Below are 25,078 nucleotides of genomic sequence, written 5' to 3'. Positions count from 1 at the left end.
GTGCGCCAGGCCCGCGCCCAGATCGCCCTGACCGAGGCCCAGCTGGCCACCGCGCGGCGCGAGCGCGCCCGCCTGCAGAACCTGGTCGCCACCAACTTCGTGGCCGGCCAGCGCCTGGACCAGGCCAGCGACCGCATCCGCGAGGCCGAAGCCTCGCTGGAGGCTCAGCGCGCCGCCATCGCCACCGCCGAGGCCAACCTGGCCCAGGCCCGCTACATCCAGGAACTGACCATCATCCGCGCGCCGGCGGACGGCCGCATCGCCCGCCGCTACGCCAACCCCGGCGCCGGCGCCTCGACCCTCAATGTCTCGACCATGTTCGATCTGGAGCCGGTGGCTCCGCACATCGTCCGCGCCGAGATCGCCGAGAACGCCCTGCCCTTCGTCGCCATCGGCCAGAGCGTGCAGATGTCGCCGGAGAGCGATCCCTCCAAGGTCTTCACCGGCAAGGTCCTGCGCCAGGCCGCCGTCTTCGGCGCCCGCAAGCTGGTCTCGGACGACCCCACCGAGCGCACCGACGATCGCGTGGTCGAGGTGGTGGTCAGCGCCGACACCGCCCCGTTCCTGATCGGCCAGCGGGTCCTGGTGAAGTTCCTGCGGGGCCAATAATCCTCCCCCGCATCGCGGGGGAGGAGACTCCAAACCCATTGACGCCCGCTCTCCCGCACCGCACAACGCGCGCCGAAATTCAAACCCCTGTTTGGGAACGGGAGACATTTCCATGGCGGACATCCGCTTCGACGGCAAAGTCGCGATCGTCACCGGCGCCGGCGGTGGCCTGGGCAAGCAGCACGCGCTGGAACTGGCGCGCCGCGGGGCCAAGGTCGTGGTCAACGACCTGGGCGGCTCCATGGACGGCACGGGTGGCAACTCCGCCGCCGCCGAGGCCGTGGTGGCCGAGATCAAGGCCATGGGCGGTGAAGCCATCGCCAACGGCAGCTCGGTGACCGACGACGCCGGCGTCGCCCTGATGGTCAAGCAGGCCATGGACACCTGGGGCCGCATCGACGTGCTGATCGCCAACGCCGGCATCCTGCGCGACAAGTCGTTCTCCAAGATGGAGATCGCCGACTTCGAACTGGTCATGAACGTGCACCTGATGGGCACCGTGAAGCCGACCAAGGCCGTGTGGGAAATCATGCGCGCCCAGAACTACGGCCGCATCGTCGTGACGACCTCGTCGTCGGGCCTGTACGGCAACTTCGGCCAGTCGAACTACGGCGCGGCCAAGCTCGGCATCATCGGCTTCATGAACACCATCAAGCTCGAAGGCCAGAAGAACAACATCCACATCAACGCCATCAGCCCGGTCGCGGCCACCCGCATGACCGAAGGCCTGATGCCGCCCGCCATGCTCGAAAAGCTGAAGCCGGAATACGTGACCCCCGGCGTCGTCTACCTGGCCTCTGACGAAGCCCCCACCGGCGCGATCCTGACCGCCGGCGCCGGCGCCTTCGCCCTGTCGCGCATCTATGAAACCGAGGGCGTGTACCTCGGCGAAGGCGGCCTGTCGGTCGAGGAAGTCCGCGACAACTGGGCCAAGATCTCCGACCCGACCGGCCAGCAGGCCTATGTCAACGGCGGCGAACAGGGCGGGAAGTTCTTCCGCAAGCTCGGCGCCGGCTGATAGGTCCTTCGGACACATCCAGTCTTTGTCAGACGGGCGGTCGCAAGACCGCCCGTCTTTCATTTTGGTAATACAAAACCGCTTGCGTGAGCGAGTTTGGCGCCGCCTAACCTTGGCCGGCCGAGACAGCGTCCGAAGAGACGCGCCGGCGTGCGGAGGATGCGATGACCAAGGCCCAAGGCCGCCACTCGATCTGGACCCTTCTGGCCTTTTCCGGCACCAGCCTGCCCTTGGCGGCGCTGGGCCTGGCCATCGCCGTCCACCTGCCCCGCTATTTCGCCAGCCATCTAGGCGTCAGCCTCGCCGTCGTCGGCGCGGCCTTCGCCCTGGTGCGGATGATCGACATCCCGCTCGACCCGGCGCTCGGCCTGGTCATGGACCGCACCCGCACCCGGTTCGGCCGCTACCGGCTCTGGACCGTGATCGGCGCGCCGATCCTGATGATCGCCCTCTACATGCTGTTCATGGCGCCGGAAGGCGTTGGCCAGGGCTACATCATGGTCTGGCTGCTGGTCATGTACCTCGGCACCTCGATCCTCAGCCTGTCGCACTCCGCCTGGGCGGCGAACCTGGCCACCGACTACGGCGAGCGCGCCCGCATCTTCGGGATCATGGCCGCCGTCGGCGTGGTGGGCGCGGTGATGGTGCTGATCATCCCGATCTTCCTGGACCGCGCCGGGGCCACCGACGCCGAAGGGGTGCGGGCCATGGGCTGGTTCCTGATCGCCATGACACCCTTCGCCGTGGCCCTGGTGGTCTGGCGCACGCCGGAAGTCCTCGACGCCCGCTCCTTCGCCGACCGCTACCGGGCGAGCGACTTCATCGGCCTGTTCAAGCACGGCAACGTCTGGCGGATCATGGGCGCCGACCTCGCCCTGTCCCTCGGCCCGGGCTGGATGAGCGCCCTCTACCTGTTCTATTCCAAGTCCAAGCTGGGCTTCACCACCACCCAATCCAACCTGCTGCTGGTGCTCTACATCCTGGCGGGCATCGCCGGCGCGCCGCTGATAGGCCTGCTGGCCCGGCGGATCAGCAAGCATCGCGCCCTGGGGGTGATCACCACCGCCTACACCCTGGTGCTGGCCAGCCTCCTGGTCCTGCCCACCGGCAGCTTCGCCCTGGCGGCGGTGATCATGTTCCTGAGCGGCTTCCTGGCGGCGGGCTTCACCGTCACCACCCGGGCCATCACCGCCGACATCGGCGACGAGGTGCGACTGCACGGCGGCAAGGAGCAGATCGGCCTGCTCTACGCCCTGACCTCCATGACCTCGAAGATCGCCGGCGCCTTCTCGATCTTCCTCACCTACTCGGTGCTGCACGCCATCGGCTTCGATCCCAAGGAGTCCGCGGTGAACACCGCCGAGGCGATCCGCGGGCTGGAGCTCGCCTTCCTGGTGGGCCCAATCGTCTTCGTCGGCCTCGGGGGCGCCTGCTTCTTCGGCTACAAGCTCAGCGCTGAGCGCCATGCGGAGATCCGCGCCGAGCTCGACGCCCGGGACGCGGCCTATGACGAGGCGGCGGTGATCCAGGCCCTGACCACCGAGCCGGCGCACGCCGCGATCCGACCCAACTGATCACGGCCCCCTTGCGCGGGGCGCGTGCGGGGAGTTTGCTGACGGCTCTGGTCCTGGGCGTGCGAACGCCGATTCATTTCCAGGCGCGGTTGCGCCGCATTTTGTCTTCCAGGCGCAATTTATTGGCGCCGCCCATATTGGAGTTCCCCGCATGGCCTCGGCCAATCGCCTGTCCTTTCCCGTGGTCGCCGCCTTCGGCTCGACCGCGGCCCCCATCGCCGCCATCGGCCTGGTCATGGGGGTCTATCTGCCCCGTTTCTTCACCGGCCATATCGGGCTGAGCCTGGGAGCCGTGGGCGCGGCCTTCGGCATCGTGCGTCTGTTGGACCTGGCGGTGGATCCCCTGCTGGGCATGGGCATGGACCGCACCCGCCTGAAGCTCGGCCGCTACCGCCCCTGGCTTATCCTGGGCGCGCCGGTGACCATGCTGGCCACCTACATGCTGTTCATGGCCAGTCCGGGAATCAGCCTGGGCTACCTGATCACCTGGCTGCTGATCCTCTATCTCGGGGTCTCGATCCTGACCCTGTCCCAGGCCGCCTGGGGCGCGTCCCTGGCCACCGACTATCACGATCGCTCCAGGGTCTATGGGGTGATCCAGGCCGTCGGCGTGCTGGGCTCGGTGATGATCCTGCTGCTACCCCTGTTCCTGGCCAAGACGCCGATGGGCGCGCACGGCGGGGTCGCGGCCATGGGCTGGTTCCTGATCGCCGCCATCCCGCTCACCGTCGCCCTGTGCGCCACCATCACGCCGGAGCGGGTCGCACCTGAAGTGGAAAGCCAGGAGCGCATCGGCCTGAAGGACTACTGGGCGCTGCTGTCGCGACCGGAGATGATCCGCCTGGTCTTCGCCGACTTCGTGATCGCGCTGGGCCCGGGCACCACGGCGGCCCTCTACCTGTTCTTCTTCCACGACGCGCGCCACTACACCGCGCCGCAGACCTCGATCCTGCTGCTGTTCTACATCGGCGCCGGCCTGGTCGGCTCCATGTTCTGGGGCTTCCTGGCCCAGCGGATCGGCAAGCACCGCGCCCTGATGGCCTCGTCTGTGGCCTACGCCGTCGCCCAGTCGATGCTGATGATCATTCCACCGGCCACCATGAGCCTGGCGATCCCCGGCATGTTCGGGGTGGGCTTCGTGGCCGCCGGCTTCGTGCCGATCGTGCGGGCCATGGTCGCCGACGTCGCCGACGAGGTGCGCCTGGAAACCGGCAAGGAACGCGCCGGCCTGCTCTACGCCCTGGTCACCACCACCCAGAAGATCGGCGGCGCCATCACCGTGACCGTCAGCTACGCCGTGCTGCAGTTCGTCGGCTACAACCCGGCCGAGGGCGCGGTGAACACGCCGGAGGCCATCCGCGGCCTGGAGCTCTGCTACGTCTTCGCCCCGATCATCCTGGTGTTCTTCGGCGGCGCGGCCTTCATCGGCTGGAAGCTGGACGCGGGCCGCCACGCCGAAGTCCGCCGCCAGCTGGATATCCGCGACGGCCTAGCCGCCGAGGCCGATCTCCTGGCCACCGCCTCGGGCGTCAGCCTGGGCCGTCCCCCGGCCAATCAAGCCTAAGGTCGATACTCAACTAGCCCTGACGAGATCTGCTTGAAGCGTCCTTCTCCCCTTGTGGGAGAAGGTGGCCTGCGGAGCAGGGTCGGATGAGGGGTCTCTCAGACCTCTCGGGGATCGCGTTTCCACGCTTCTCCGGGCAGGTTTGCGCGCCCCCTCATCCGTCGGGCTGTCGCCCGACACCTTCTCCCACAAGGGGAGAAGGGCCTGACAGAGCGCTGCCGCCTGGCGATCAATTGGGTGCGGACCCTAGCCGTCTCAGAATTGGACTTGCGCCCCGACCAGGGGCGCGGTCTGTTTACCGGATAAACGTCCCGTAAGTGGGCGGCCATAAATTTTGAGGAGACGTCTAGTGACCACCGCAACCGCCAGCCCTGCGGCTGGCCGGCTATCCACGCCTACCATATTCGCCTTCGCCAGCGCCGGTATTCCGGGCGCCATGCTGATGCTGATCCTGGGCACCTACATGCCCCGGTTCTACGCCAGCCACCTGGCCATTCCGCTGACCGCGGTGGCCGCCGCGGTCGCCACCGTCCGCCTCATCGACATCGGCTTCGACCTGGTCATCGGCTACGGCATGGACCGCACCCACACGCGGTTCGGCCGCTACAAGGTCTGGTTCACGCTCGGCCTGCCGATCCTGATGTTCGCCACCTGGAAGATCCTCAACCCGCCGGAGGGCGCAGGCGTCGGCTATCTGATCACCTGGCTCCTGATCATCTACACCGGCACCTCGATCTCCAGCCTCAGCCACGCGGCCTGGGCCGCGGCGCTGGCCACCGGCTATAACGAGCGCAGCCGCATCTATGGCTGGATGCAGGGCGTCGCCGTGGTGGGCTCGGTCACCCTGCTGCTGACCCCGATCCTGACCAAGGGCGCCATCCAGCCCGGCAAGGGCGAGAGCATGGCCGCCATCGGCCTGATCATCATCTGCCTGCTGCCCTTCACCACCGCCGCCAACGTCCTGACCGTGCCGGAAAAGCTCGGCCCGCCGCAGAAGGGCGCGAGCCTGAAGGACTATATGGCGGTGTTCACCACCCCCGGCATGGCGCGCCTGGTGCTGGCCGACCTGTTCCTGGTGCTGGGGCCGGGCACCACCTCGCCGATCTACATCTTCTTCTTTCACGACGCGAAGGGCTTCCCGATCAAGGAAGTCAGCCTGCTGCTGATCCCCTACATCGGCGCGGGCCTGCTGGGCGCGCCGGCCTGGGCCCGCATCGCCCAGACGCTGGGCAAGCACCGCACCCTGCAGGTGGCCTGCGTCTGCTACGCCATCACCCAAACCATCCTGATGGCCATGCCCAAGGGCGCCTTCGCCATGACGGCGGTGGGCATGTTCAGCGTCGGCTTCTGCGCCTCGGCCTTCACCCTGCTGATCCGGGCCATGGTCGCCGACATCTCTGACCAGATCCGGCTCGACACCGGCCAGAACCAGGCCGGCCTGCTCTACGCCCTGATCACCATCACCCAGAAGTTCGGCTCGTCGATCACGGTGGCCATCGTGTTCCCGATCCTGGCCGCCGTCGGCTACAACGCCAAGGAGGGCGCGGTGAACACCGAGGCCGCCATCCGCGGCCTGGAGATGTGCTACCTGTTCGCGCCCATCGCCCTGGTGCTAGTCGGGGGCGCGCTGTTCTTCGGCTACAAGCTGGATAGCGAACGCCATGCCGACATCCGCCGCCAGCTGGATGAACGCGAGGCGGCCCTGACCGCCGACCTGGAAGCCGAACCCCTATCGGGCCTGTCGTCAGCGCCGGGCGCGGCGCCGAGCGGGCGCTAGCTCAGAGCCTTGGCGATCTGAGCGAACACCTGGGCGGCGGGGCTTTCGGGCGCCGCCGCCGAGACGGGCTTGCCATCGTCGCAGGCCTGGCGCAGGGCGACGTCCAGCGGGATCTCGCCCAGCAAGGGCACGCCCAGCTTGACCGCCTCGGCCTTGGCGCCGCCCTCGCCGAAGATCGGCACGCGGGCTCCGCTGGCGTCGGCGAAGTAGGCCATGTTCTCCACGACGCCGAGGATCGGGGTCGCGGTCTTGAGGAACATGGCCGCCGCCCGGCGGGCGTCGATCAGGGCGATCTCCTGCGGGGTCGAGACGATCACCACCCCGTCGAGCTTCAGCTTCTGGACCAGGGTCAGCTGGATGTCCCCGGTGCCCGGCGGCAGGTCGACCACCAGCACGTCCAGCGGCTCGGCCTCCGAGCCCCAGGCCACGTCGTGGACCATCTGGCGCACGGCCGAGGAAGCCATCGGCCCGCGCCAGATCATCGGCGCGCCCTCGTCCACCAGGAAGCCGATGGACATCACCTTCAGCCCCCAGGCCTCCAGCGGGATCAGCTTCTTCTCCGGCCCGAAGCCCGGCTCGCCATCGACGCCCAGCATGCGCGGGGCGGACGGCCCATAGACGTCGGCGTCCAGCAGACCCACGCGCAGGCCCTGGCGCGCCAAGGCGGTGGCGAGGTTCACCGAGATGGTCGACTTGCCCACCCCGCCCTTGCCGCTGGCCACGGCGATGACCCGCTTCACATGGGCGGGACGCTCGGCCTCGGCGGGCGGGCCGGCCTGGGCGCCGGGATCATGGGCGATGCGCGCGCCCTTGCGCACCCGGGTCACGCCCGGCGCGGGCGGGGCCGAGGGGGCTTCGCTGGTCAGCACGACCTGGGCCTTGGCCACGCCCGGCAGGGTCGACAGCAACTGTTCGGCGGCGGTGCGCACCGGGGCGTAGAGCGCGGCGTCGGCGGCCGGGACCTCGAGCATGAAGCCGGCGCGGCCGGGCGCCAGGATCAGGCCCTTCACCAGGCCCGCGTCTGACAGGCCCTTGCCGGTTTTCGGATCGGCGACCTGGTTCAGGGCGGCGAGAAGGGCGGCGCGGTCGAGGGGGGCGGTACGGTCCATGGGCCCTCATATCCGGCTGCGCGCGGCGGTTTACAAGTCCGCCGAGGTTGGCGGGCCGCTCGACTCGGCCCCTTCGTGCCGGGGTTTCAGCAGGAGGCCGTCATGGCGCAACTGGTCAGACCCGCAGAGCGCTACCTCGCCTCCTTCATCGAGGCCCTGCACGAGGGCTACAACCGCGACACCCTGCGCCCCGAGACGCCGGAGACGATCGCTCAGGTCGAGGCCGACCCGATGGCCTTCCTGCAGAGCCAGCTGAACCCGCCGGAGACCTTCGTTCAGCCGGACGGCTCCCTGGGCCGCGCCGTGCCCTGGACCCCGCTGTGGTGGGTGGAGGGTGACCGGTTCCTAGGGACGGTGCATGTGCGCCATGAACTCAGCGAGACCCTGTCCAAGGTCGGCGGCCATGTGGGCTACGCCATGCGTCCCTCGGCGCGCGGCCAGGGCCACGCCAGCGCGGCGCTGGCGGCCGGGCTGGATTGGATCCGCGCCAACCTGCCCCTCACCCGCGTCCTGCTGACGGTGAACCCGAACAACCCGCACTCGATCCGCGTCATCGAGAAGAACGGTGGGGTGCACACGCAGACTATCCCGCACATCTGGCGGCCCGGCGAGCAGGCCCTGCACTACTGGATCGACCTCTAGCCGAGCCAGCCGCGGACTTCGTGCAGGTCCCGGGCGATGCGGACGCAGAGGTCGTGCATCTCCTCAGTCGGGTCGAGCAGATCCGGCACCATCACCGTCATCATCCCGGCGGCGGCGGCGGCGCGGACACCGTTGTGGCTGTCCTCCAGGGCCAGGCACAGGGCGGGATCGACGCCCAGTCGCTCGGCGGCCGTGAGGTAGGGATCGGGATTGGGCTTGCCGCGGGTGTAATCTCCCTTGGCGACGATGGTGTGGAAGCGCGGGATCAGGCCGCTGGGGCCCAGGTGCGAGGCCACCGCCCTGTGGCTGGACGAGGTGGCGATGGCCCGCGGCAGGGCAAGCTCGTCCAGGCGGTCGAGGATCTCCTCGGCCCCGGCCTTCAGGGCGACGCCGGCGGCGATGATCTCATCGGCCAGCATCATGGTGCGATCGTTGAAGGCCTCGACCGGGAAGTCGGCGCCGTAGTGGCCGGTCAGGAGCTCGTGGTTGTCCGGCAGGCCGATCATCGCCCTGAACACGTCCAGCGACATCTCGTGACCCAGTTCGCGCGCGGTCATGGCCATGGCGTCGCGATAGACGGTCTCGGTGTCGACCAGGAGACCGTCCATGTCGAAGACGACGGCGATGGGTTGGCGCGGCAGGCTCATGGCCGGCTGACTATCCCAGGTCGCGCGCGGCCCGAAATCACACCGCGCTTCAGTCTGTGACGAAGTCCGCGGCCGCATAGCCCTGGAAGTAGAGCAGCGCGGTGAGGTCGGCGTGGTCGACCTTGGCGTCGGCTTCGGCGGCGACGATCGGCTTGGCGCGGTAGGCGACGCCGAGGCCCGCGGCGCCGATCATGGCGAGGTCGTTGGCGCCGTCGCCGATGGCCAGGGTCTCGGCGAGGTCGAGACCGCCGGCGGCGGCCTGTTCCTTCAAGGCGGCGAGCTTGGCCTCGCGGCCCAGGATCGGTTCGCCCACCGTGCCGTCGAGCGCGCCGGCGGCCTCGCCCAGGGTGTTGGCGCGATCGGCGTGGAAGCCGGCGGCGGCGGCGACGCGGGAGGTGAAGAAGGTGAAGCCGCCGGAGACCAGCCAGCATCGGGCGCCGTGGGCGGCCATGGTGCGCACGAAGGTCCGCGCGCCGGGATTGAGCCGCACGCGCTGGTCATAGGCCAGCTGCAGGTCGGCGACCGGCAGGCCCTTGAGCATGGCGACGCGCTCGCGCAGCGCGCCCTCGAACTCCAGCTCGCCGCGCATGGCGCGCTCGGTGATGGCCGAGACCTCAGCCTTCTTGCCCGCGAAGTCGGCGAGCTCGTCCAGGCATTCCACGTTGATGATCGTGGAGTCCATGTCGGCGACCAGCAGCTTCTTGCGGCGACCATTCCAGGCCTGCGCGCAGAGATCGACGGCGAGGCCCTCGACGGCGGCCAGCGCCGCGGCGCGGACGGCGGCGAGATCCTCGGCCTCGACCGCGAGGTCGACGGCGCCGGGACCCAGCGGGCGAGGCTCCTTGACGCGGGCCTTCGCGGCTGCGAGCGCTTGCGGCAGACGGCCGAGGGCGGCCTGGACCTGGTCCGCTTCGGGACCGACGAGGGTGAGAGCGATCTGCATGACGCGCCGCATCTGGCTGATCGCCGGGCCGACGGCAAGCGGCAAGTCGGCGCTGGCCCTGCGCCTGGCCCGCGAGACGGGCGCTGAGATCCTGGGCGCCGACGCCCTGCAGCTCTATCGCGACATCCCGATCCTCAGCGCCGCGCCGAGCGAGGCGGAGCGCGTGGAGGTCCCGCATCACCTGATCGGCGTGGCCGACGCCGCCGACGGCTGGAGCGTCGGACGCTGGCAGCGCGCGGCGCTGGAGGTGCTGGATCGGCTTGACGGACCAGCTGTGATCGTCGGCGGCACGGGCCTGTACTTCAAGGCCCTGACCGAGGGCCTGGCCGAGGTGCCGCAGATCCCCGCCAAGGTCCGCGAGGAGGTTTTGGCGCTTGATGAAGTTGTATTGAGATCCAAACTATCCGATTGCGATCCGCAAGCAGAATCGAGGATCTCGCCAGGCGATCTGCAGCGCCTGCGCCGGGCCTATGAGGTGTTCGTCGCCACCGGCCGGTCGCTGACAGACTGGCAGGCCGACGCCTCAGGCGCCCTGCCGGCGGACAGCTACGCCACCGTCTGCCTCGCCCCGCCCCGGGACGCCCTCTACGACCGCTGCGACGCCCGGCTGGAGGCCATGCTGGACCAGGGCGTGCTGGCCGAGGTCGAGGCCCTGATGGGGCGCAACCTGTCTCCGGCCCTGCCGGCCCTGAAGGCCGTGGGCTACCGCGAGTTCGCCACCCACCTGCGCGGCGAGACCAGCCTGGAGACGGCGCTCGCCGCCGCCCAGATGGAGACGCGCCGCTACGCCAAGCGCCAGATGACCTGGATGCGGGGCCAGATGGCCGACTGGCCGCGCATCGAGGCCCTCGATCCGGAGGCCCAGTGGAGGCAGTTTCTTGCCCTCACCCCTGGCTTGACGCCCTGATCGGGGCATGCGATGACCCACGCCAACCTGTTTGGAGCAATCCGTTGCGCAAGCTGCTTGTACTCGTAGGGCGACCCGCCGCGGCCTGACCTCGTCGTCAGCCGTGAAAGGTCGCATTTGCCCAGGCCCCCAGCGGGCCTTTTTTATTGCCCTATCCAAGGCCCTCCGAAATGACCGCCCACCAGACCATCGAAGCCGACGCCGCCCAGGACACCCTGACCGGAGCGGAGATCGTCGTCCGTTCCCTCGTCGACCAGGGGGTGGAAGTGCTTTTCGGCTATCCGGGCGGGGCGGTGCTGCCGATCTATGACGCCCTGTTCCACGAGGATCGCCTGCGTCACGTCCTGGTCCGCCACGAGCAGGGTGCGACCCACGCCGCCGAGGGCTACGCCCGCTCGACCGGCAAGCCCGGCGTGGTCCTGGTCACCTCCGGCCCCGGCGCGACCAACGCCATCACCGGCATCGTCGACGCCCTGATGGACTCGATCCCGCTGGTGGTCATCACCGGCCAGGTCGCCACCCACCTGATCGGCACCGACGCCTTCCAGGAGTGCGACACGATCGGGATCACCCGCTCGATCACCAAGCACAACTACCTGGTCAAGGACGTGGCCGACCTGCCGCGGATCATGCACGAGGCCTTCCACATCGCCACGTCCGGCCGCCCCGGCCCGGTGGTCATCGATATCCCCAAGGACGTCCAGTTCGGCCGCGCGGCTTACAAGGGTCCGAAGGACGTCGCCTACGCCCACAACTACTTCCCGCGCACCAAGGGCGACCCGAACCGGATCGCCGAGGCCGCGGCCCTGATCGCCGGCGCCCGCCGTCCGATCCTCTACACCGGCGGCGGCGTGATCAACGCCGGCCCCCGCGCCGCCGAACTGCTGCGCGAGTTCGCCAAGCTGACCGGCGCGCCGGTCACCTCGACCCTGATGGGCCTGGGCGCCTTCCCGGCTTCTGACCCGCAGTGGCTGGGCATGCTCGGCATGCACGGCAGCTTCGAGGCCAACAACGCCATGCACGACTGCGACGTCATGGTGGCCATCGGCGCGCGCTTCGACGACCGGGTCACCGGCCGGCTGGACGCCTTCGCCCCGATGTCGAAGAAGATCCACATCGACATCGACGCCTCGTCGATCTCGAAGAATGTCCGCGCCGACATCGGCATCGTCGGCGACGCCGCCAGCGTGCTGGAGGACCTGATAGCCGCCTGGAAATCGCGGAACCTGGCCACCGACAAGGCGGCCATCGCCGACTGGATGCGCCAGATCGACGGCTGGCGCGCCCGCCAGTCCTTCCGCTATGCGCCGGACGCCCAGTACATCAAGCCGCAGTACGCCATCGAGCGGCTGTACCAGCTGTCCAAGGACCGCGACGTCTACATCACCACCGAGGTCGGCCAGCACCAGATGTGGGCCGCCCAGCACTTCCACTTTGAAGAGCCGAACCGCTGGATGACCTCCGGCGGCCTGGGCACCATGGGCTATGGCCTGCCCGCCGCCCTGGGCGTGCAGATGGCCCACCCCAAGGCCCTGGTGGTCGACATCGCCGGCGACGCCTCGGTGCAGATGACGATGCAGGAAATGTCGACGGCCATGCAGTACGGCCTGCCGATCAAGATCTTCATCCTCAACAACGAGTGGATGGGCATGGTGCGCCAGTGGCAGCAGCTGCTGCACGGCGAGCGCTATTCGCACTCCTATTCGGAAAGCCTGCCGGACTTCGTGAAGATGGCCGAGGCCTTCGGCTGCCTGGGCCTGCGCGCCGAGCGTCCGGAGGAGCTGGACGAGAAGCTGCAAGCGATGATCGACTATGACGGCCCGGTGATCTTCGACTGCCGCGTCACCAAGGACGAGAACTGCTTCCCGATGATCCCGTCGGGCAAGGCGCACAACGAAATGCTCCTGGCCGACGACGGCCGCGACCTCGGCGACGTGATCGACGACGCCGGCAAGCGGCTGGTCTAGGGCCGCCCGCGCTCCGCTTGCACGTCATCCTCCGGTCGCCGGAACGGCGATCCGGGGGTTCCAAGCGGCCTCTCTCCAGATTGAACATCAGCATGGGTCCCCCGGACCGGCCTGCGGCCGGCCGGAGGATGACGGCTTAGGGGGTGCGCGCCGCGGAGGTCGAATCCCGTCGGTATGCTCGGGACAGGACGCATAGCCGCGCTTGGCGGGCTGATTTACCAACAACCCTAAGAGGTTTGGGGAGATTCGGGCGCGTGCCGACGCCATCCGTGGAGACGGACGTCCTGGAGCGGTTGCGGCTGCAGTCCGCCATCCTGGATCACGCGGCCTACGCGATCATCGCCACGACGCCGGACGGGATCATCACCGAGTTCAATCGTTCCGCCGAGGCCATGCTGGGCTGGACGGCCGCCGAGCTGGTCGGGCTGCGCTCTCCGGAAGTGTTCCACCTGGGCGCCGAGGTCGAGGCCCGGGCGTTGGAGTTCGGGGCCGAGCTGGGGACGCCGCTGGAGCCCGGCTTTCGCGTGTTCGTGGCCAAGACCGACCAGGGCCAGCCGAACGAGCATGAGTGGACCTATGTCCGCCGGGACGGCTCCCACTTCCCGGTGCTGTTGAGCGTCACCGCCCTGCGCGACGAGGCCGGCGCGATCACCGGCTATCTGGGCGTCGCCTCGGACATCACCAAGCGCAAACAGGCCGAGGCCGCGCTCAGGGCCAGCGAGGAGAAGCTGCGCAACCTGTTCGAGCTGTCCTCGGTCGGCATCGCCCTGACCGACATGGAGGGGCGCTATGTGGAGTTCAACGCGGCGTTCCTGCGCATCGTCGGCTACGCGGCCGAGGAACTGCGCAACCTCGACTACTGGGTGCTGACGCCGGACGACTATCTGGAGGCCGAGCAGTCGGCCCTGGAGCAGATGGCGCGCACCGGCCGCTACACCCCGTTCGAGAAGGAATACATCCGCAAGGACGGCTCGCGCGTGCCGATCCTGTTGAGCGGGGCGCGGGTCACCGGCAGCGATGGAGCCCAGTACATCTGGTCCATCATCGAGGACATGTCGCAGCAGAAGCGCACCGAGCTGAGCCTGATAGAGGCCAAGGTCCGCGCCGAGGCCGCCAACCAGGCCAAGTCCGACTTCCTGGCCAATGTCAGCCACGAGCTGCGTACGCCGCTGAACGGGGTGATCGCCCTGGCCGACGCCCTGGGCAAGACCCGGCTGGACGACCGTCAGCAGGAGCTCGTTGAGATCATCAGCCGCTCCAGCGTCGCGCTGGAGGGGATCCTGTCGCAGATCCTGGACCTGTCCAAGGTGGAGGCCGGCCACGTGGCTGTCGCCGCCCAGCCGCTGGATCTGGTCGACCAGGTGCGCCAGGCCGTCGAGGTGCTGCGCGGCAAGGCCGAGGACCGGGGTCTGTCCCTGCGCCTGGAGAGCGCGGCGGGGGCGGAGGGCTGGTTCCTGGGCGACGCCGGGCGCATCCGCCAGGTGGTCTCCAACCTGGTCGCCAACGCCGTGAAGTTCACCGAGACCGGCGGCATCACCGTCACCCTGCAGGTCGAGGACAGCGCCGACGGCGGCCCCGCGGCCGTGACCATCGCGGTGGTCGACACCGGGATCGGCATTGATCCGGAGGTGCTGCCGCGGCTGTTCGAGCGTTTCACCCAGGCCGATGAGTCCATCACCCGCCGGTTCGGCGGCACCGGGCTCGGCCTGTCGATCTCGCGCCAGCTGGCCCGGCTGATGGGCGGCGACCTGCTGGCCAGTTCGGCCTCCGGCGAGGGCAGCCGCTTTGTCCTGGCCCTGCCCCTGGCGCGCACCGCCGACCCGGCCCCGCCTCAGACCACCCCGGACGCCGAGGCCGAGGCCCTGGACGCGGAGGGCCTGCGCATCCTGTTGGCCGAGGACCATCCGGTGAACCGCCGGGTGATCGAGCTGTTGCTGGAGCCGTTGGGGGTGACCCTGACCATGGCCGAGGACGGCCGCGCGGCGGTGGAGGCCTTCGGGGCGGGCGGCTTCGACCTGATCCTGATGGACATGCAGATGCCGCACATGGACGGCCTGGCCGCCACCCGGGTGATCCGGGCGTCTGAGGCGGCCAGCGGGCGCCAGCGCACCCCGGTGATCATGCTGACCGCCAACAGCTTCGACACCCACCGCGACCAGGCCTTCGCCGCCGGCGCCGACGCGTTCCTGGCCAAGCCGGTGACCGTGGACGCCCTGATGACGGCGATCAGCGGGCTGGCGGAAGACTGAGGGTTGCTTGGGGGCTGCTGCGCCCCCTCCCGCAAGCGGCTTGGGGGGACTACATTGCCCCCGACATCCACCGACACCTTGCGAGCATCATGAGCGACACGTCCGGGCCCTGGGGGCCGCGCGATCCCGTCGAGGGCAAGGCCCGGAAGGGCGACAAGGAGCCGCTGGTTCCCACCCCACCGACGCCGGCGCGCACGGTCTGGCCGCGCGGCGCGCCCGCCGAGGCCCCGCGGGCCGTGTCCGGCCTGCGGGTCGCCCTGTGGATCGGGCTGATGACCGCCATCTGCGCCATGGTCTTCGGCCTGGCCGCCGCCTATCCCGGCGCGGTCAGTACGGACGAGGACTGGATGTGGGCGATCCGCGGCCTGGGGTTTGCGGTGCTGCTCTCCGCCGCCCTGCTGCGCGCCGGCCCCATCGCCTGGCGCCAGGCCCTGCGCCACATCACCATCTGGGGCGCGCTCGTGGTCGGTCTGCTGATGGGCTACGCCTATCGCGGCGAGCTGCAGGACATGGGGCAGAGGGTCCTGGCCGAGGTCTCGGGCGGCCGGCCGGTCACAACCCGCACCTCTGAACTGGTGGTCACCGCCGACGAGGGCGGCGGCTTCATGGTGGTCGGCCAGCTGGACGGCAAGCCGGTGCGCTTCCTGGTCGACACCGGGGCCTCGGACATCGTGCTATCGCCCGCCGACGCCGAACGCCTGGGCTATGACCCGAAGACCCTGAAGTTCGACCGCCCCAGCGAGACCGCCAACGGGATCGGCTATGGCGCCGAAGTCATGGCCGACAATGTCTCGGTCGGCCCGATCCGCTTCGACAAGGTGCCGGTCTCGATCAACCAGGCGCCCATGCGCCAGTCCCTGCTGGGCATGAGTTTCCTCAACCGCCTGGAGGGCGTGCGGATCGAAGGCGACAAGCTGTACCTGAAGTACAAGGCCCAGCCTGACAAAGCCCCGGCCAAGCCCGCGCCGTCCGGCCCCGGCGAGGTCTAGCCGCCTGCCGAAACCACGAAGGGCTGCTGGATCTCCTGGAAGGCCGGCAGGGCCTCGCAGGCGGCGGCGTGGGCGGTGAGCGCCGGGCGGGCGGCGAGGTCGAAGGCGCCTGGCAGGGCCTCGCCCACGAAGCGCAGCATGGTGGCGATCAGGACGTCGGCGTGGCCGATCCCGTCGCCGAACAGCCAGGGCGTGGTCCGGCCCTTGCGCGCGGCCTCAAGCGCGTCGAGGGCGCCGTTGACCTGGGCGCTGCAGCGCTGGACCCACATGGCCAGCCCCTCGCCGCGCAGGGCGCGCTCATAGACCAGGGACACCGCCTTGTCGGCGGCGCCGGCGGCCAGGGCGCAGAGCCGCAGGGCCTCGCGGCGGTCCGGGCCGGCGGCGGCGATCATGGCCCGCTCGGGACCGACCATCTCGTCCAGGGCGTCGAGGATGGCGAAGCTGTCCATCAGGGCGACGCCGTCGTCCATTACCAGGGTCGGCACCCGCAGCAGCGGGTTGTAGGCGGCGATCCGCTCGGCGTCGCCGAAGGTGGACCAGGGGGCGTGCTCAAAGGCCAGGCCGTAGAGCCGCAGGGCCACGCCCACCCGGCGGACGAAGGGAGAATCGTACTGGCCAATCAGCAGCATGGGGTCAGTCCTGGCGTTCGAACTCGGCGTCGATGACGAGTTCGATGGGGTCGAGGAACACGGACGGCAGGCCATAGGCCTGGGGGTCCATCACGCCCACCGCCTCGGCGCCCAGGCGCGGATGGCCGAAGCCCTTGCCGGCGCCGACCAGGGCGATCTTCAGGGTCAGGGGCTTGGTGACGCCGGCCAGGGTGAACTGGCCGTCGATCTCGCCGTGGGTGGGGTCGATACGGCGGAAGGCGGTGGAGACGAAGCTGGCCTTGGGGAACTTGTCCGCCTTCAGGAACTGGCCGGAAATCTCCTTGGCGAAGCCCGGGACATTGCTGGTGATGGAGGCGGTGTCGATGGTCGCCTTCAGCGAAGACTTGGACAGGTCGGCCGGGTCCCAGACCAGGGTCGCCTGGGCCGTATCAAAGCGGAAGACGCTCTTGGAGTAGCCGATGTGGGAGACCTTCGCGAGAACGGCGGCGTGGGTCTCGTCCATCTTGTAGGCGCCGGCCACGGCGGCGGCGGGGTCCAGAGATCCGCAATAGACCCCCGGCGGCAGGCCCGTCGGGCAGGCGGCCAGGGCGGCGCCCGGCAGGGCGAGGGCGGCCAAAACAGCGATGGGCGCGGCGGCGATGGCGTAGCGGGTCATGGGGTGTCCTCCTTCAGCATCCGTCGCATGACGGGCTCTGTCTTGGAAGACGCAGGCTGGCGCACAGGTCCGACAGGATCGGACGGACAAGGTGCGCCCGCGTCGCTAAGGTGGAGGCCTGGGAAGAGGGGCGCGCGGCGTGAACCTGTCGACGATCGCCAGTTGGGAAGGCGTGGCCGCCGTGGTCTCGGCGGTGATCGGCCTGTTGACCGTGGGCGGCGCGGTGGTGCGTTGGCGCGAGCAGGCCCTACGGCGCGAGGATGTCCAGGCCTGGGCGGACCAGGCGATCACGGCCTTGCAGAGCCTGGTGCTGCTGGCCGCCCTGCCGCCGGGGCGCATCCCGCCCGACGAGGCCCGGCGGCGGCTCACCGAGGTGATCTTTGCGACCTCGATCCTGGTCGAACAGGGCCGGATGTTCTTCCGCAACCGGCCCTGGGGCGGCTATGGGCGGGGCAAGCCGCGGGCCTATCAAGGGCGGCGGCCGGCGATCCTGGATGACCTGGTGGCGGCGCATCAGGCGGCCTTGCGCCTGGAGGGGGCCGACCTGCGCACCCGCGCCCAGTTGAGCCTGGTGGCTGAGGACGCCCTGAAGGATTTCGTGACCCGGATGCAGCACGAGGTCGGACGCAGCCGCAGCGCCTCGCCCACGGCGGGCAAGGCCGGCGGGTCCATCGACGTGGCCCGCCTGATCAGCCAGATCGACCCGGCCAGGGTGGCCGAGCGGATCGCGGAGATGGGCGGCTAACGCCCATCTCCGACGTCGGCCTCAGCGCTTCAGGCGCAGCGGACCCAGATAGTCACGCTTGCCCAGCGGCACGCCCTTGGTGCGCAGGATGTCGTAGGCGGTGGTGGCGTGGAAATGCAGGTTCGGCAGGGAGAAGCTCATCAGGAAGCCCTCGGCCGTAAACGGCATGGCGGCCTGGCCGAACTTGAAGATCACCTCCTTGCCCTCATAGGCCTCGACCTCTTCGCGGGTCAGGGCCTCCAGGCCAGCCTTGGCGTCGGCCACCAGCTTCTGCAGCTCGACGTAGGACAGGGGCGGCAGGCTGGTCCCCGGCGAGAACTCGCCGGCCTTCACGCCCTCGAGCGCGCCCAGGGAATGGTGCGCCACGCTGATGATCTGGAAGCGGAAGGGCAGCATGTCCGGGAACAGGCGGGTGTCGACGATGGATTCCGGATCGATGTTGTTGTCCTGGCAGTGCGACAGGCCCCGGTCGAGGAAGCCGGCGACGCCGGTCACGGTCTGCAGGAAGTTGGTGACGCTGACGTCGTAAAGCGAAATGGCCATTGAGGCTCCTCCCAAGGATGTTGTGGCGCTTGATATCGGGGACCCGAGGCCGGCAAGGCCAGCGGTTTTTTGAGGCCCGGCGCTAAATCCCCACCACCAGGGCCAGGCCGGCGAACACCAGGGCGTAGCCCGCGAGCATGGCCCGGGTCAGGGGCTCCTTGAACACCAGGTGGGCCAGGACCGGCACCAGGGCCGAGCCAAGGATGGCGAAGGGATAGGCCCGGTTGAAGGCGACCCGGGTGAGCACGAAGAACCAGAACAGGGCGGTGAAGCCGTACCAGGCCCCGGCCAGGATCAGGCGCGGATTGGTCAGCATCGCCAGGCCCACGGCCGGGCGGTCGGGGTCACGGCTCATGGCCGCCCATTTGAACAGCAGCTGGCCCACCGGCAGGGTCCCGGCGAACACCGCGCAGAGCAGGATATCGCCGACAGCCATCAGGGCTTGCGGAAGAACGAGGCCACCGCATCGGCGGGGGCGAGGCGGGCCAGGGGATAGGTGGCCACCGCAAACAGGTAGGCGGCCAGGGATCGCATCAAAGGCTCATCGCGCACACAGCGGATCCGGCTCCAGAGGCCCTTGATCTGCACGGTGTCGAGGTCGAGCCGGCGCTCAGGCCTCAGACCGACGCGACCCGCGGCGCGGACCAGGTCCCGGGGCGCGAAATACCAGAGGTGCGGCGAAGGAAGCCCCCGCTGCCACAGCCGCTCATGAGCCCCGCCCATCCCCAGCCGGTCCAGAACTGAGGCGACCCGGAAGAAGAAGCCGTCGCGGTTGGGGCAGTTCAGGCACAGGACACCGCCCGGCGCCAGGTGGCGGGCGCAGGCCTCGAAGGCGGCGGTGATATCCGGCAGGTGCTCGAACACGTCATTGAAGACGATGACGTCGAAGCGGTCGTCCGGGGCGAGCACGTCGGGAAAGAAGCCGTGGCGCACCGGCAGGCCGCGATCGCGGGCGGTGGCGATGACATTGGCGTCCGGCTCGATCCCCTCGACCACGAAGCCCAGCCGGGCGGCGTGCTGCAGCAGGAATCCCGGCCCCGCGCCCACGTCCAGCAGGCGCGCGCCCGCCGGCGACATGGCCTTCAACGCCTCGAGCAGGCGGGTGTTGTTGCGCTCGCGCACGGCTTCCAGCCCGGCCTCGCGGCGGCTCTCGTCCACCAGGTCGCCGCCGGCCGTCTGGGGAATGTCCACGGGAAAGGCCGCATGCAGCAGGCCGCAGTCGCAGCACCGGAACAGCCAGGCGTGACGCCCCGCAGCCAGGATCCCGCCGCACGCCGGACAGGCTCCGGCGGCTCCCACAGGGTCATCGGTTTTCACCATCCCGCCCTAGTGGACCAGCCCCACCCTGGGCGCAATCCCCCCGGCGCGACGCCCGGATTTGACGCGCCCGGTTGCGGCGAAGGCCAGCATGTGACAGGTCGGGCCACGTCATTGTCTCCAGGACCGCCGCCATGTCCGACGCCCAACCCGCCTCCGTCTACGACCTCGCCCACGCCGAGGAAGCCGAGAGCCTCGCCACCTTCGCCATCCTGGTGGACAACGAGCCGGGCGTCCTGCACCGGCTGGTCGGGCTGTTCGCGGCCCGGGGCTACAATATCGAGAGCCTGACGGTGGCCGAGACCGACCGCCGGGCCCACACCAGCCGGGTGACCATCGTCACCCGCGGCGCGCCCCACGTCCTGGCCCAGATCGAGGCTCAGCTGACCAAGATGGTCGCCGCCCGCCACGTCCAGGACATCACCCGCGACCCCAACGGCCTGGAACGCGAGCTAGCCCTGGTGAAGGTCAAGGGCACGGGCGCCGACCGGGTCGAGGCCCTGCGCATCGCCGACATCTTCCGCGCCAAGGTGCTGGACACCGGCATCGACAGCTTCATCTTCGAGCTGACCGGCGCCTCCCAGAAGATCGACAAGTTCGTGGACCTGATGCGGCCGCTGGGCCTAGTGGAGCTGTCGCGCACCGGCGTCCTGTCCATCACCCGCGGCGGCGAAGCGATCTGAGGCGGCGACGCCCCCTCGCCCCGCCGTGCGGGGAGAGGGTCGGGGTGAGGGGTCCTCGGGCTCCCCGGTCCAAACCATCACACGCTGAAAAACATGCCCCCAATCTGGGGCTCGAGGGTCAAACTCGACCTCCCCGGCTGCTGTTCGGGAAACACTCTTTCGACCTCATCCAAACACAGACCGATTGGACGGTTTGTTTGTTGACGAGGCTCTCCGGGCATGGTCCATTCCCTCTCGAGAACCGGCGCGGAAGACCCGGACACGGGACGGAAGCGACGGCCATCATTTCTTTAGACTACTGATATTTTTGCACTTTCCGCGTTCGAGCGTCAGCTCGGCCGCACCTGACCTTTTCAGGGACGAATAGATGACGACGAGACGGCCCGGCGCCATGGCGGCTCTTATTTCGGAGCACGCCGCCGGACGTCCTCAACACCTGAGGCGCTGGGGCGCGGCTTTCGCCGCGTCCCGCGCCCACGCTTGGTTCGAATTCCAGAGGTCCTCCCCAGCGGCGCCGTGAGGCATGCTGGCCCTCTCGCCGGCGCGGCCCTGGTCGCCGCGCCGGCGCCTTTCCGCCACGGCACGGTTGCCTTGGACCGATTATGCGTTGAGCATCATGGTGAACCGAGGAACCCCGATGGCGGACACCCTACCCCAGGCGATCAAGACGCCCCGCCGCAGCCAGGCGGAGCGGACGGCCGCCATGCGCGCCCGCCTGATCGACGCCGCCATCACCTGCCTGAACCGCCTGGGCTATTCGGCCACCACCCTGGCCACCATCGCCGAGGAGGCGGGCGTCAGCCGCGGCGGCATGCTGCACCAGTTCCCGACCAAGGTGGACCTGATGCTGGCCGTGGTGGCCTACGCCTCGGGCTATGACGACCGGCCCCAGGCGCCGCGCCCGCACAATGATGATGTGGACCTGCGCGCCGACTATATCGACCAGACCGACAAGGTCTGGCGCGCCCAGATGACCCCGCCGGTCAAGGCCAAGCTGGACATCATGGTCGCCGCCCGTTCCGACCCGCAGCTGGCCGCCCAGCTGCCGTCGATGTTCAACGCCATCGAGGCGCGCCGGCGCCAGTTCATGATCGACTTCGCCCGCGAGCTGGGCATCGAGGACGACGCGGCCATCGAGGACATGGTCACCCTGCACATGGCCGCCATGCGCGGCCTGTCCATCGAGATGCTGCTGACGGACGATCCCGAGCGGATCGAGCGGGCCTATGTGCTCCTGAAGCGCTACAAGCAGGACCTGGTCGACCGCCTGCTCAGCGAAGCGGCGCAAGCGCGGGCGACGGCTTAGGGGCCGACTCCGCACCGCGTCCCCTCTCCCCTCGGGGCGAGGGAGGATTTACGCCGCCGCCATCTGGGCCCGCACGCTACGGACCACGGCCATGCGCACCACGACGTACTGGATCAGGAACAGCACGACCTTCGAGGCCAGGGGGAAGATGGCGATGAAGGCGGTCCAGTGGGCGGTGTAGGCGACCGCCACCACGGCGTTGGCGATGGCGCTGACAAACATCAGGCCGGCCCAGACATAGCCGAAGGCGGTCATCAGACGATCGCCGTGACCCTGGGCGATGGGCGGCATGTAGCGCAGCATCCAGCCCTTCTGCAGCATGGCCCCGCCGACCACGACATAGATGATCGAGGGCTTCACCATCACGAAGCGCGGGTCATGGGTGAAATAGCTGGCGGCGCCGAACACCAGCACCAGGCCCAGCGACATCCACTGCAGGGCCGCCACCGGCTGGCGGCGGACCAGACGCCACGCCACCTGGGCCACCCCGATGGCCGCCGCGCAGGCGACGGCGATACGGACATCCACGTGCAAGGCGTTCAGCACGACGAAGACCAGGGTGGAGAAGAAGTCCTCCATCAGGGGACGGGCGGCGTAGGCGAAGTTCTTCATGGAAAGACCCGAGGTTGGGGTGGCGACCTGCGCAAACCCTATCCCGGCAAGGCTTTGGAGCGCGAACCCGCTGGCGAAGGCCAGGTGGCCGTCCGCGAAATCCGCCCGTCCGTCCGCGCATCGCGAACGGCGCGCCTTCAAATCGCCCCGCTGATCGCCTATATCCGAAGCGTCCGGTTCGCCGGACTATGGTGATAAACGCGCACGTAATAAGCGGACTGGACCCGGGTGCGATTCCCGGCGGCTCCACCAAATCCTCCCGGCAGGTTGTCGCTGCGGGAGCACGGGGCCGATCAGCATCGACAGACGTGTAAAGGTGTTGCTTTCACCCGGCCTGACCCACCGTTTCGGGTCTTGATCTAAATGCGAACGATAACTTCGCTGAAGAAGTCCGTCTGGCCGCGTAAGCGTCAGATTGATTTCATCATAAAGCCCTAGGGGGTTTAGCTCCCCTAGGCGGGGCTCGGAGGGGGCCTGGCAACAGAACCCCTCCACTTTCCTTCCCCGCGCATTCGTTCGCCCCACGCCTTGCGCGGCGTGCGCGACGCGTTACGCTGGCGGCCAGGAATGTTCGGAGACCCCATGGCCCAGGACCCGCCGGCCCAAGACCAGATGCACTACGAGGCCATGGCCCAGGAGGCCCTGCGCGGCGTGGTCAAGGCCGCCCTGAAGCGGGCCGCGGCGCCGGAAGGCCTGCCGGGCGCGCACCATTTCTATATCACCTTCAAGACCGACGCCCCGGGCGTGTCCGGTCCGGTCGACCTGTTGTCCAAGTACCCGGACGAGATGACCATCGTCCTGCAGCACCAGTACTGGGACCTGGCGCCGGGCGAGACCTTCTTCACCGTCACCCTGAAGTTCGGCGGCCAGCCCAAGCGCCTCAGCGTGCCCTATGCGGCCCTGACCCGCTTCTATGATCCCAGCGTGCAGTTCCTGCTGCAGTTCGAGACCCCGGCGACGGCCAAGGCCGAGCCGGCCGAGGCGGCCGAGCCCGCCCCCGAGGCGCCCGTGGACCCGGACGCGCCCAATGTCGTGTCCCTCGACCATTTCCGTAAGAAGTAGATCATGACCGACGTCGCGGCCGATGCGCCGGAAGCCCTGACCGACGAGGCGATCCTCGCCCGCTTCCTGCGCTCCAAGAACCAGCCCACCGGCTCCCAGACCCTGGGCTTCCGCATGGTCTCGGTGAACCAGGCGCAGAAGATGGTCGAGGTGGCTTTCGACGCCAAGGCCGAGCTGCTGCTCAATCCCATGAAGCAGATCCAGGGCGGCTACCTGTGCGCCATGCTGGACGAGTGCATGAGCGTGGCCTGCATGGTCGCCTCCGGCATGACCCATGTGGCGCCGACGGCCGAGATGAAGACCACCTTCTTCCGCCCCGCCATGCCCGGCGTGATCCGCGGGGTCGGCAAGGTGGCCAAGTGGGGCCGCACCATCGCCTTCACCGAGGGCGAGCTCTATGACGCCGAAGGCCGGCTGCTGGCCAAGGCTACCGGAACGGCAGTGCCCACCCCCTTCCAGAGCTACAAGAAGTAAGGCGATGGGTCGGCCCGGGCTTTCCCGCCTGCTGACCCTGATCCTCGCCGCGACCACGCTCGCCTGGAGCGCTCCAGCCGCTGCGTCCGGCCCATTCGCCAACTGGGCGGCCGTGGTGGTGGCCGGCGACTGGCACGCCCATTCCGGCGGCCCCTCCGAAGCCTTCGACAACGCCCGCCGCGACGTGGCCGGCGAGCTGGAGCGGATCGGCTTTCCCCGCGAGAACCTGCGCCAGTTCTCGGTGCGGCCGGAACGCTACAAGACGCCGGGCCTGGCCAAGTCCGATCCCCGGACCATCTATGAGGGCCTGACCGAACTGACAGCCAAGCAGCCCGACGGCTGCCTGGTCTATTTCTCCAGCCATGGCGCGCCGACCGGGGTGGTGGTGGACCAGACCATCCTGCCACCGGCCATATTGGGCGCCATGCTCGACCGCACCTGCGGCGCGCGCCCGACCGTGGTGGTGATCTCGGCCTGCTTCTCCGGGGTGTTCATCCCGAGTCTGGCCACGCCCAACCGGATGGTGCTGACCGCCGCGCGGCCGGACCGGACCTCGTTCGGCTGTGGCGAGGCTGACAAGTATCCCTATTTCGACGACTGCTTCCTGCAGTCGACCCCGCTGGCCAAGGACTTTCCGGGCCTGGCGGCGGCGGTTCGGACCTGCGTGGCCCAGCGGGAGCAGAAGGAAGGCATGAAGCCGCCGTCGGAACCGCAGGTCTATATCGGCCCGGAACTGCGCCCCATGCTGCCGCTCTACGCCTTCCCGGCGCCGCCCACGAAGGGCGGATAGTCCGCCCGGTGGTTTGACGCCCTCGCCCGGCGCCCTACAAGTGCGTTCCGCCGCACTTTCGAGCCCGAGCGACCTGCCTTTGCGAATGCGACCTGCCGTCAAGACCCTTCTCGCCGCCCTGGCCGCGATGCTCCTTGTCCCCGCCGCGTCAGGCGCCCAGGACAAAGCCCCCTCGTCTGGGCCGGCGGTCAATCCGCAAGGGCCGATCCCCTACACCGCCCTGCGCCGGCCGGCGAAGAAGCCGCGCCCCGCGCGCCCGGCCGCGGTCGTCGGCGCGGCCGCCGT

Annotated in this window: 26 protein-coding genes and 1 other RNA gene; 18 read left to right on the top strand and 9 right to left on the bottom strand. The window is 69.2% G+C overall.

Annotated elements, in window-relative coordinates:
* The 5 genes from ACFQ27_RS17040 to ACFQ27_RS17020 all read left to right on the top strand — a co-directional run.
* A partial coding sequence (locus tag ACFQ27_RS17040) for an efflux RND transporter periplasmic adaptor subunit (RefSeq protein ID WP_377354446.1) occupies nucleotides 1-609 on the top strand: 609 nt, incomplete at its 5' end.
* Nucleotides 610-721: 112 nt separating this feature from the next.
* A complete protein-coding gene (locus ACFQ27_RS17035) occupies nucleotides 722-1,627 on the top strand; it encodes an SDR family NAD(P)-dependent oxidoreductase (RefSeq protein WP_374345255.1) in 906 nt (301 codons plus the stop codon).
* Nucleotides 1,628-1,791: 164 nt separating this feature from the next.
* Nucleotides 1,792-3,201 carry an MFS transporter gene (locus ACFQ27_RS17030; RefSeq protein WP_374345256.1) on the top strand — a complete coding sequence of 470 codons (1,410 nt, stop codon included), beginning with the start codon at nucleotides 1,792-1,794 and terminating at the stop codon, nucleotides 3,199-3,201.
* A gap of 151 nt (nucleotides 3,202-3,352) precedes the next feature.
* On the top strand, nucleotides 3,353-4,765 hold the full coding sequence (locus tag ACFQ27_RS17025) for an MFS transporter (protein ID WP_374345257.1): 1,413 nt from the start codon (nucleotides 3,353-3,355) through the stop codon (nucleotides 4,763-4,765).
* A 349-nt stretch (nucleotides 4,766-5,114) separates the two neighbouring features.
* Nucleotides 5,115-6,542: an MFS transporter gene (locus tag ACFQ27_RS17020; RefSeq protein ID WP_377354445.1), complete on the top strand. Its 1,428-nt coding sequence runs from the start codon at nucleotides 5,115-5,117 to the stop codon at nucleotides 6,540-6,542.
* On the opposite strand, the gene ACFQ27_RS17015 is transcribed toward ACFQ27_RS17020, so the two are convergent.
* Nucleotides 6,539-7,651, bottom strand: a complete 1,113-nt coding sequence (locus ACFQ27_RS17015; RefSeq protein WP_377354444.1) for an Mrp/NBP35 family ATP-binding protein — start codon at nucleotides 7,649-7,651, stop codon at nucleotides 6,539-6,541. The genes ACFQ27_RS17020 and ACFQ27_RS17015 overlap by 4 nt on opposite strands.
* Nucleotides 7,652-7,753: 102 nt before the next feature.
* On the opposite strand from ACFQ27_RS17015, the gene ACFQ27_RS17010 reads away from it, so the two are divergent.
* Nucleotides 7,754-8,293, top strand: coding sequence for a GNAT family N-acetyltransferase (locus ACFQ27_RS17010; RefSeq protein ID WP_377354443.1), 540 nt, complete (start codon nucleotides 7,754-7,756; stop codon nucleotides 8,291-8,293).
* Here the strand turns inward: ACFQ27_RS17010 and ACFQ27_RS17005 are convergent.
* Together ACFQ27_RS17005 and serB are read right to left on the bottom strand one after the other, a co-directional pair.
* Nucleotides 8,290-8,940, bottom strand: a complete 651-nt coding sequence (locus ACFQ27_RS17005; RefSeq protein WP_377354442.1) for an HAD family hydrolase — start codon at nucleotides 8,938-8,940, stop codon at nucleotides 8,290-8,292. The genes ACFQ27_RS17010 and ACFQ27_RS17005 overlap by 4 nt on opposite strands.
* A gap of 49 nt (nucleotides 8,941-8,989) precedes the next feature.
* Nucleotides 8,990-9,883, bottom strand: coding sequence for a phosphoserine phosphatase SerB (gene serB / locus ACFQ27_RS17000; protein WP_377354441.1), 894 nt, complete (start codon nucleotides 9,881-9,883; stop codon nucleotides 8,990-8,992).
* Here serB and miaA point away from each other — a divergent pair.
* From miaA to ACFQ27_RS16980, 4 genes are all read left to right on the top strand, one after another.
* Nucleotides 9,882-10,790, top strand: a complete 909-nt coding sequence (miaA, locus tag ACFQ27_RS16995) for a tRNA (adenosine(37)-N6)-dimethylallyltransferase MiaA (RefSeq protein WP_377354440.1) — start codon at nucleotides 9,882-9,884, stop codon at nucleotides 10,788-10,790. The genes serB and miaA overlap by 2 nt on opposite strands.
* A 170-nt stretch (nucleotides 10,791-10,960) precedes the next feature.
* Complete coding sequence (locus ACFQ27_RS16990) at nucleotides 10,961-12,757, top strand: acetolactate synthase 3 large subunit (protein WP_377354439.1); 1,797 nt, start codon at nucleotides 10,961-10,963, stop codon at nucleotides 12,755-12,757.
* Between the two features lie 254 nt (nucleotides 12,758-13,011).
* Nucleotides 13,012-15,006 carry a PAS domain S-box protein gene (locus ACFQ27_RS16985; protein ID WP_377354438.1) on the top strand — a complete coding sequence of 665 codons (1,995 nt, stop codon included), beginning with the start codon at nucleotides 13,012-13,014 and terminating at the stop codon, nucleotides 15,004-15,006.
* A gap of 89 nt (nucleotides 15,007-15,095) precedes the next feature.
* Nucleotides 15,096-15,995, top strand: coding sequence for a retropepsin-like aspartic protease family protein (locus tag ACFQ27_RS16980; protein ID WP_377354437.1), 900 nt, complete (start codon nucleotides 15,096-15,098; stop codon nucleotides 15,993-15,995).
* Here the strand turns inward: ACFQ27_RS16980 and ACFQ27_RS16975 are convergent.
* Together ACFQ27_RS16975 and ACFQ27_RS16970 are read right to left on the bottom strand one after the other, a co-directional pair.
* Entirely contained in the window at nucleotides 15,992-16,624 is a 633-nt protein-coding gene (locus ACFQ27_RS16975) for a glutathione S-transferase family protein (protein ID WP_377354436.1), read from the bottom strand. The two genes, ACFQ27_RS16980 and ACFQ27_RS16975, sit on opposite strands and share 4 nt — an antisense overlap.
* A gap of 4 nt (nucleotides 16,625-16,628) precedes the next feature.
* Nucleotides 16,629-17,261 carry a YceI family protein gene (locus ACFQ27_RS16970; protein ID WP_377354435.1) on the bottom strand — a complete coding sequence of 211 codons (633 nt, stop codon included), beginning with the start codon at nucleotides 17,259-17,261 and terminating at the stop codon, nucleotides 16,629-16,631.
* Nucleotides 17,262-17,400: 139 nt separating this feature from the next.
* On the opposite strand from ACFQ27_RS16970, the gene ACFQ27_RS16965 reads away from it, so the two are divergent.
* Nucleotides 17,401-18,006, top strand: a complete 606-nt coding sequence (locus ACFQ27_RS16965) for a hypothetical protein (RefSeq protein ID WP_377354434.1) — start codon at nucleotides 17,401-17,403, stop codon at nucleotides 18,004-18,006.
* Between the two features lie 21 nt (nucleotides 18,007-18,027).
* Here ACFQ27_RS16965 and ACFQ27_RS16960 read toward each other — a convergent pair whose 3' ends face one another.
* The 3 genes from ACFQ27_RS16960 to ACFQ27_RS16950 all read right to left on the bottom strand — a co-directional run bounded on the left by ACFQ27_RS16960 (nucleotide 18,028) and on the right by ACFQ27_RS16950 (nucleotide 19,866).
* The gene (locus ACFQ27_RS16960) at nucleotides 18,028-18,549 is read right to left on the bottom strand and encodes a DUF1993 domain-containing protein (RefSeq protein ID WP_377354433.1); all 522 of its coding nucleotides are present in this window, start codon (nucleotides 18,547-18,549) and stop codon (nucleotides 18,028-18,030) included.
* Nucleotides 18,550-18,631: 82 nt separating this feature from the next.
* The gene (locus ACFQ27_RS16955) at nucleotides 18,632-18,985 is read right to left on the bottom strand and encodes a hypothetical protein (protein ID WP_374345272.1); all 354 of its coding nucleotides are present in this window, start codon (nucleotides 18,983-18,985) and stop codon (nucleotides 18,632-18,634) included.
* A complete protein-coding gene (locus tag ACFQ27_RS16950) occupies nucleotides 18,985-19,866 on the bottom strand; it encodes a class I SAM-dependent methyltransferase (protein WP_377354432.1) in 882 nt (293 codons plus the stop codon). Before ACFQ27_RS16950 ends, ACFQ27_RS16955 begins: the two co-directional genes overlap by 1 nt.
* Nucleotides 19,867-20,000: 134 nt before the next feature.
* Between ACFQ27_RS16950 and ilvN the strand changes: the two genes are divergently transcribed.
* On the top strand, nucleotides 20,001-20,549 hold the full coding sequence (ilvN, locus tag ACFQ27_RS16945; protein WP_374345274.1) for an acetolactate synthase small subunit: 549 nt from the start codon (nucleotides 20,001-20,003) through the stop codon (nucleotides 20,547-20,549).
* A 637-nt stretch (nucleotides 20,550-21,186) separates the two neighbouring features.
* Nucleotides 21,187-21,855: a TetR/AcrR family transcriptional regulator gene (locus ACFQ27_RS16940; protein WP_374345275.1), complete on the top strand. Its 669-nt coding sequence runs from the start codon at nucleotides 21,187-21,189 to the stop codon at nucleotides 21,853-21,855.
* Between the two features lie 48 nt (nucleotides 21,856-21,903).
* Here ACFQ27_RS16940 and ACFQ27_RS16935 read toward each other — a convergent pair whose 3' ends face one another.
* A complete protein-coding gene (locus ACFQ27_RS16935) occupies nucleotides 21,904-22,467 on the bottom strand; it encodes a septation protein IspZ (RefSeq protein WP_377354431.1) in 564 nt (187 codons plus the stop codon).
* A 132-nt stretch (nucleotides 22,468-22,599) separates the two neighbouring features.
* Between ACFQ27_RS16935 and ssrA the strand changes: the two genes are divergently transcribed.
* The 5 genes from ssrA to ACFQ27_RS16910 all read left to right on the top strand — a co-directional run.
* Nucleotides 22,600-22,963, top strand: a transfer-messenger RNA (tmRNA) gene (gene ssrA, locus ACFQ27_RS16930).
* 86 nt (nucleotides 22,964-23,049) lie between these two features.
* Nucleotides 23,050-23,529, top strand: a complete 480-nt coding sequence (locus ACFQ27_RS16925) for an SspB family protein (RefSeq protein WP_374345534.1) — start codon at nucleotides 23,050-23,052, stop codon at nucleotides 23,527-23,529.
* 3 nt (nucleotides 23,530-23,532) lie between these two features.
* Nucleotides 23,533-24,003: a PaaI family thioesterase gene (locus ACFQ27_RS16920; protein ID WP_374345277.1), complete on the top strand. Its 471-nt coding sequence runs from the start codon at nucleotides 23,533-23,535 to the stop codon at nucleotides 24,001-24,003.
* A gap of 4 nt (nucleotides 24,004-24,007) precedes the next feature.
* Entirely contained in the window at nucleotides 24,008-24,793 is a 786-nt protein-coding gene (locus ACFQ27_RS16915; RefSeq protein WP_377354430.1) for a C13 family peptidase, read from the top strand.
* 85 nt (nucleotides 24,794-24,878) lie between these two features.
* Nucleotides 24,879-25,078 (top strand): hypothetical protein (locus ACFQ27_RS16910; RefSeq protein WP_377354429.1); only part of this gene is annotated, 200 nt, incomplete at its 3' end.

Origin of the sequence: Phenylobacterium conjunctum (genome assembly GCF_042679085.1) — a bacterium.
Taxonomy (GTDB): domain Bacteria; phylum Pseudomonadota; class Alphaproteobacteria; order Caulobacterales; family Caulobacteraceae; genus Phenylobacterium; species Phenylobacterium conjunctum.
The sequence above is the reverse complement of the archived record's forward strand: the minus strand, read 5'-3'. Positions and strand labels throughout refer to the sequence as shown.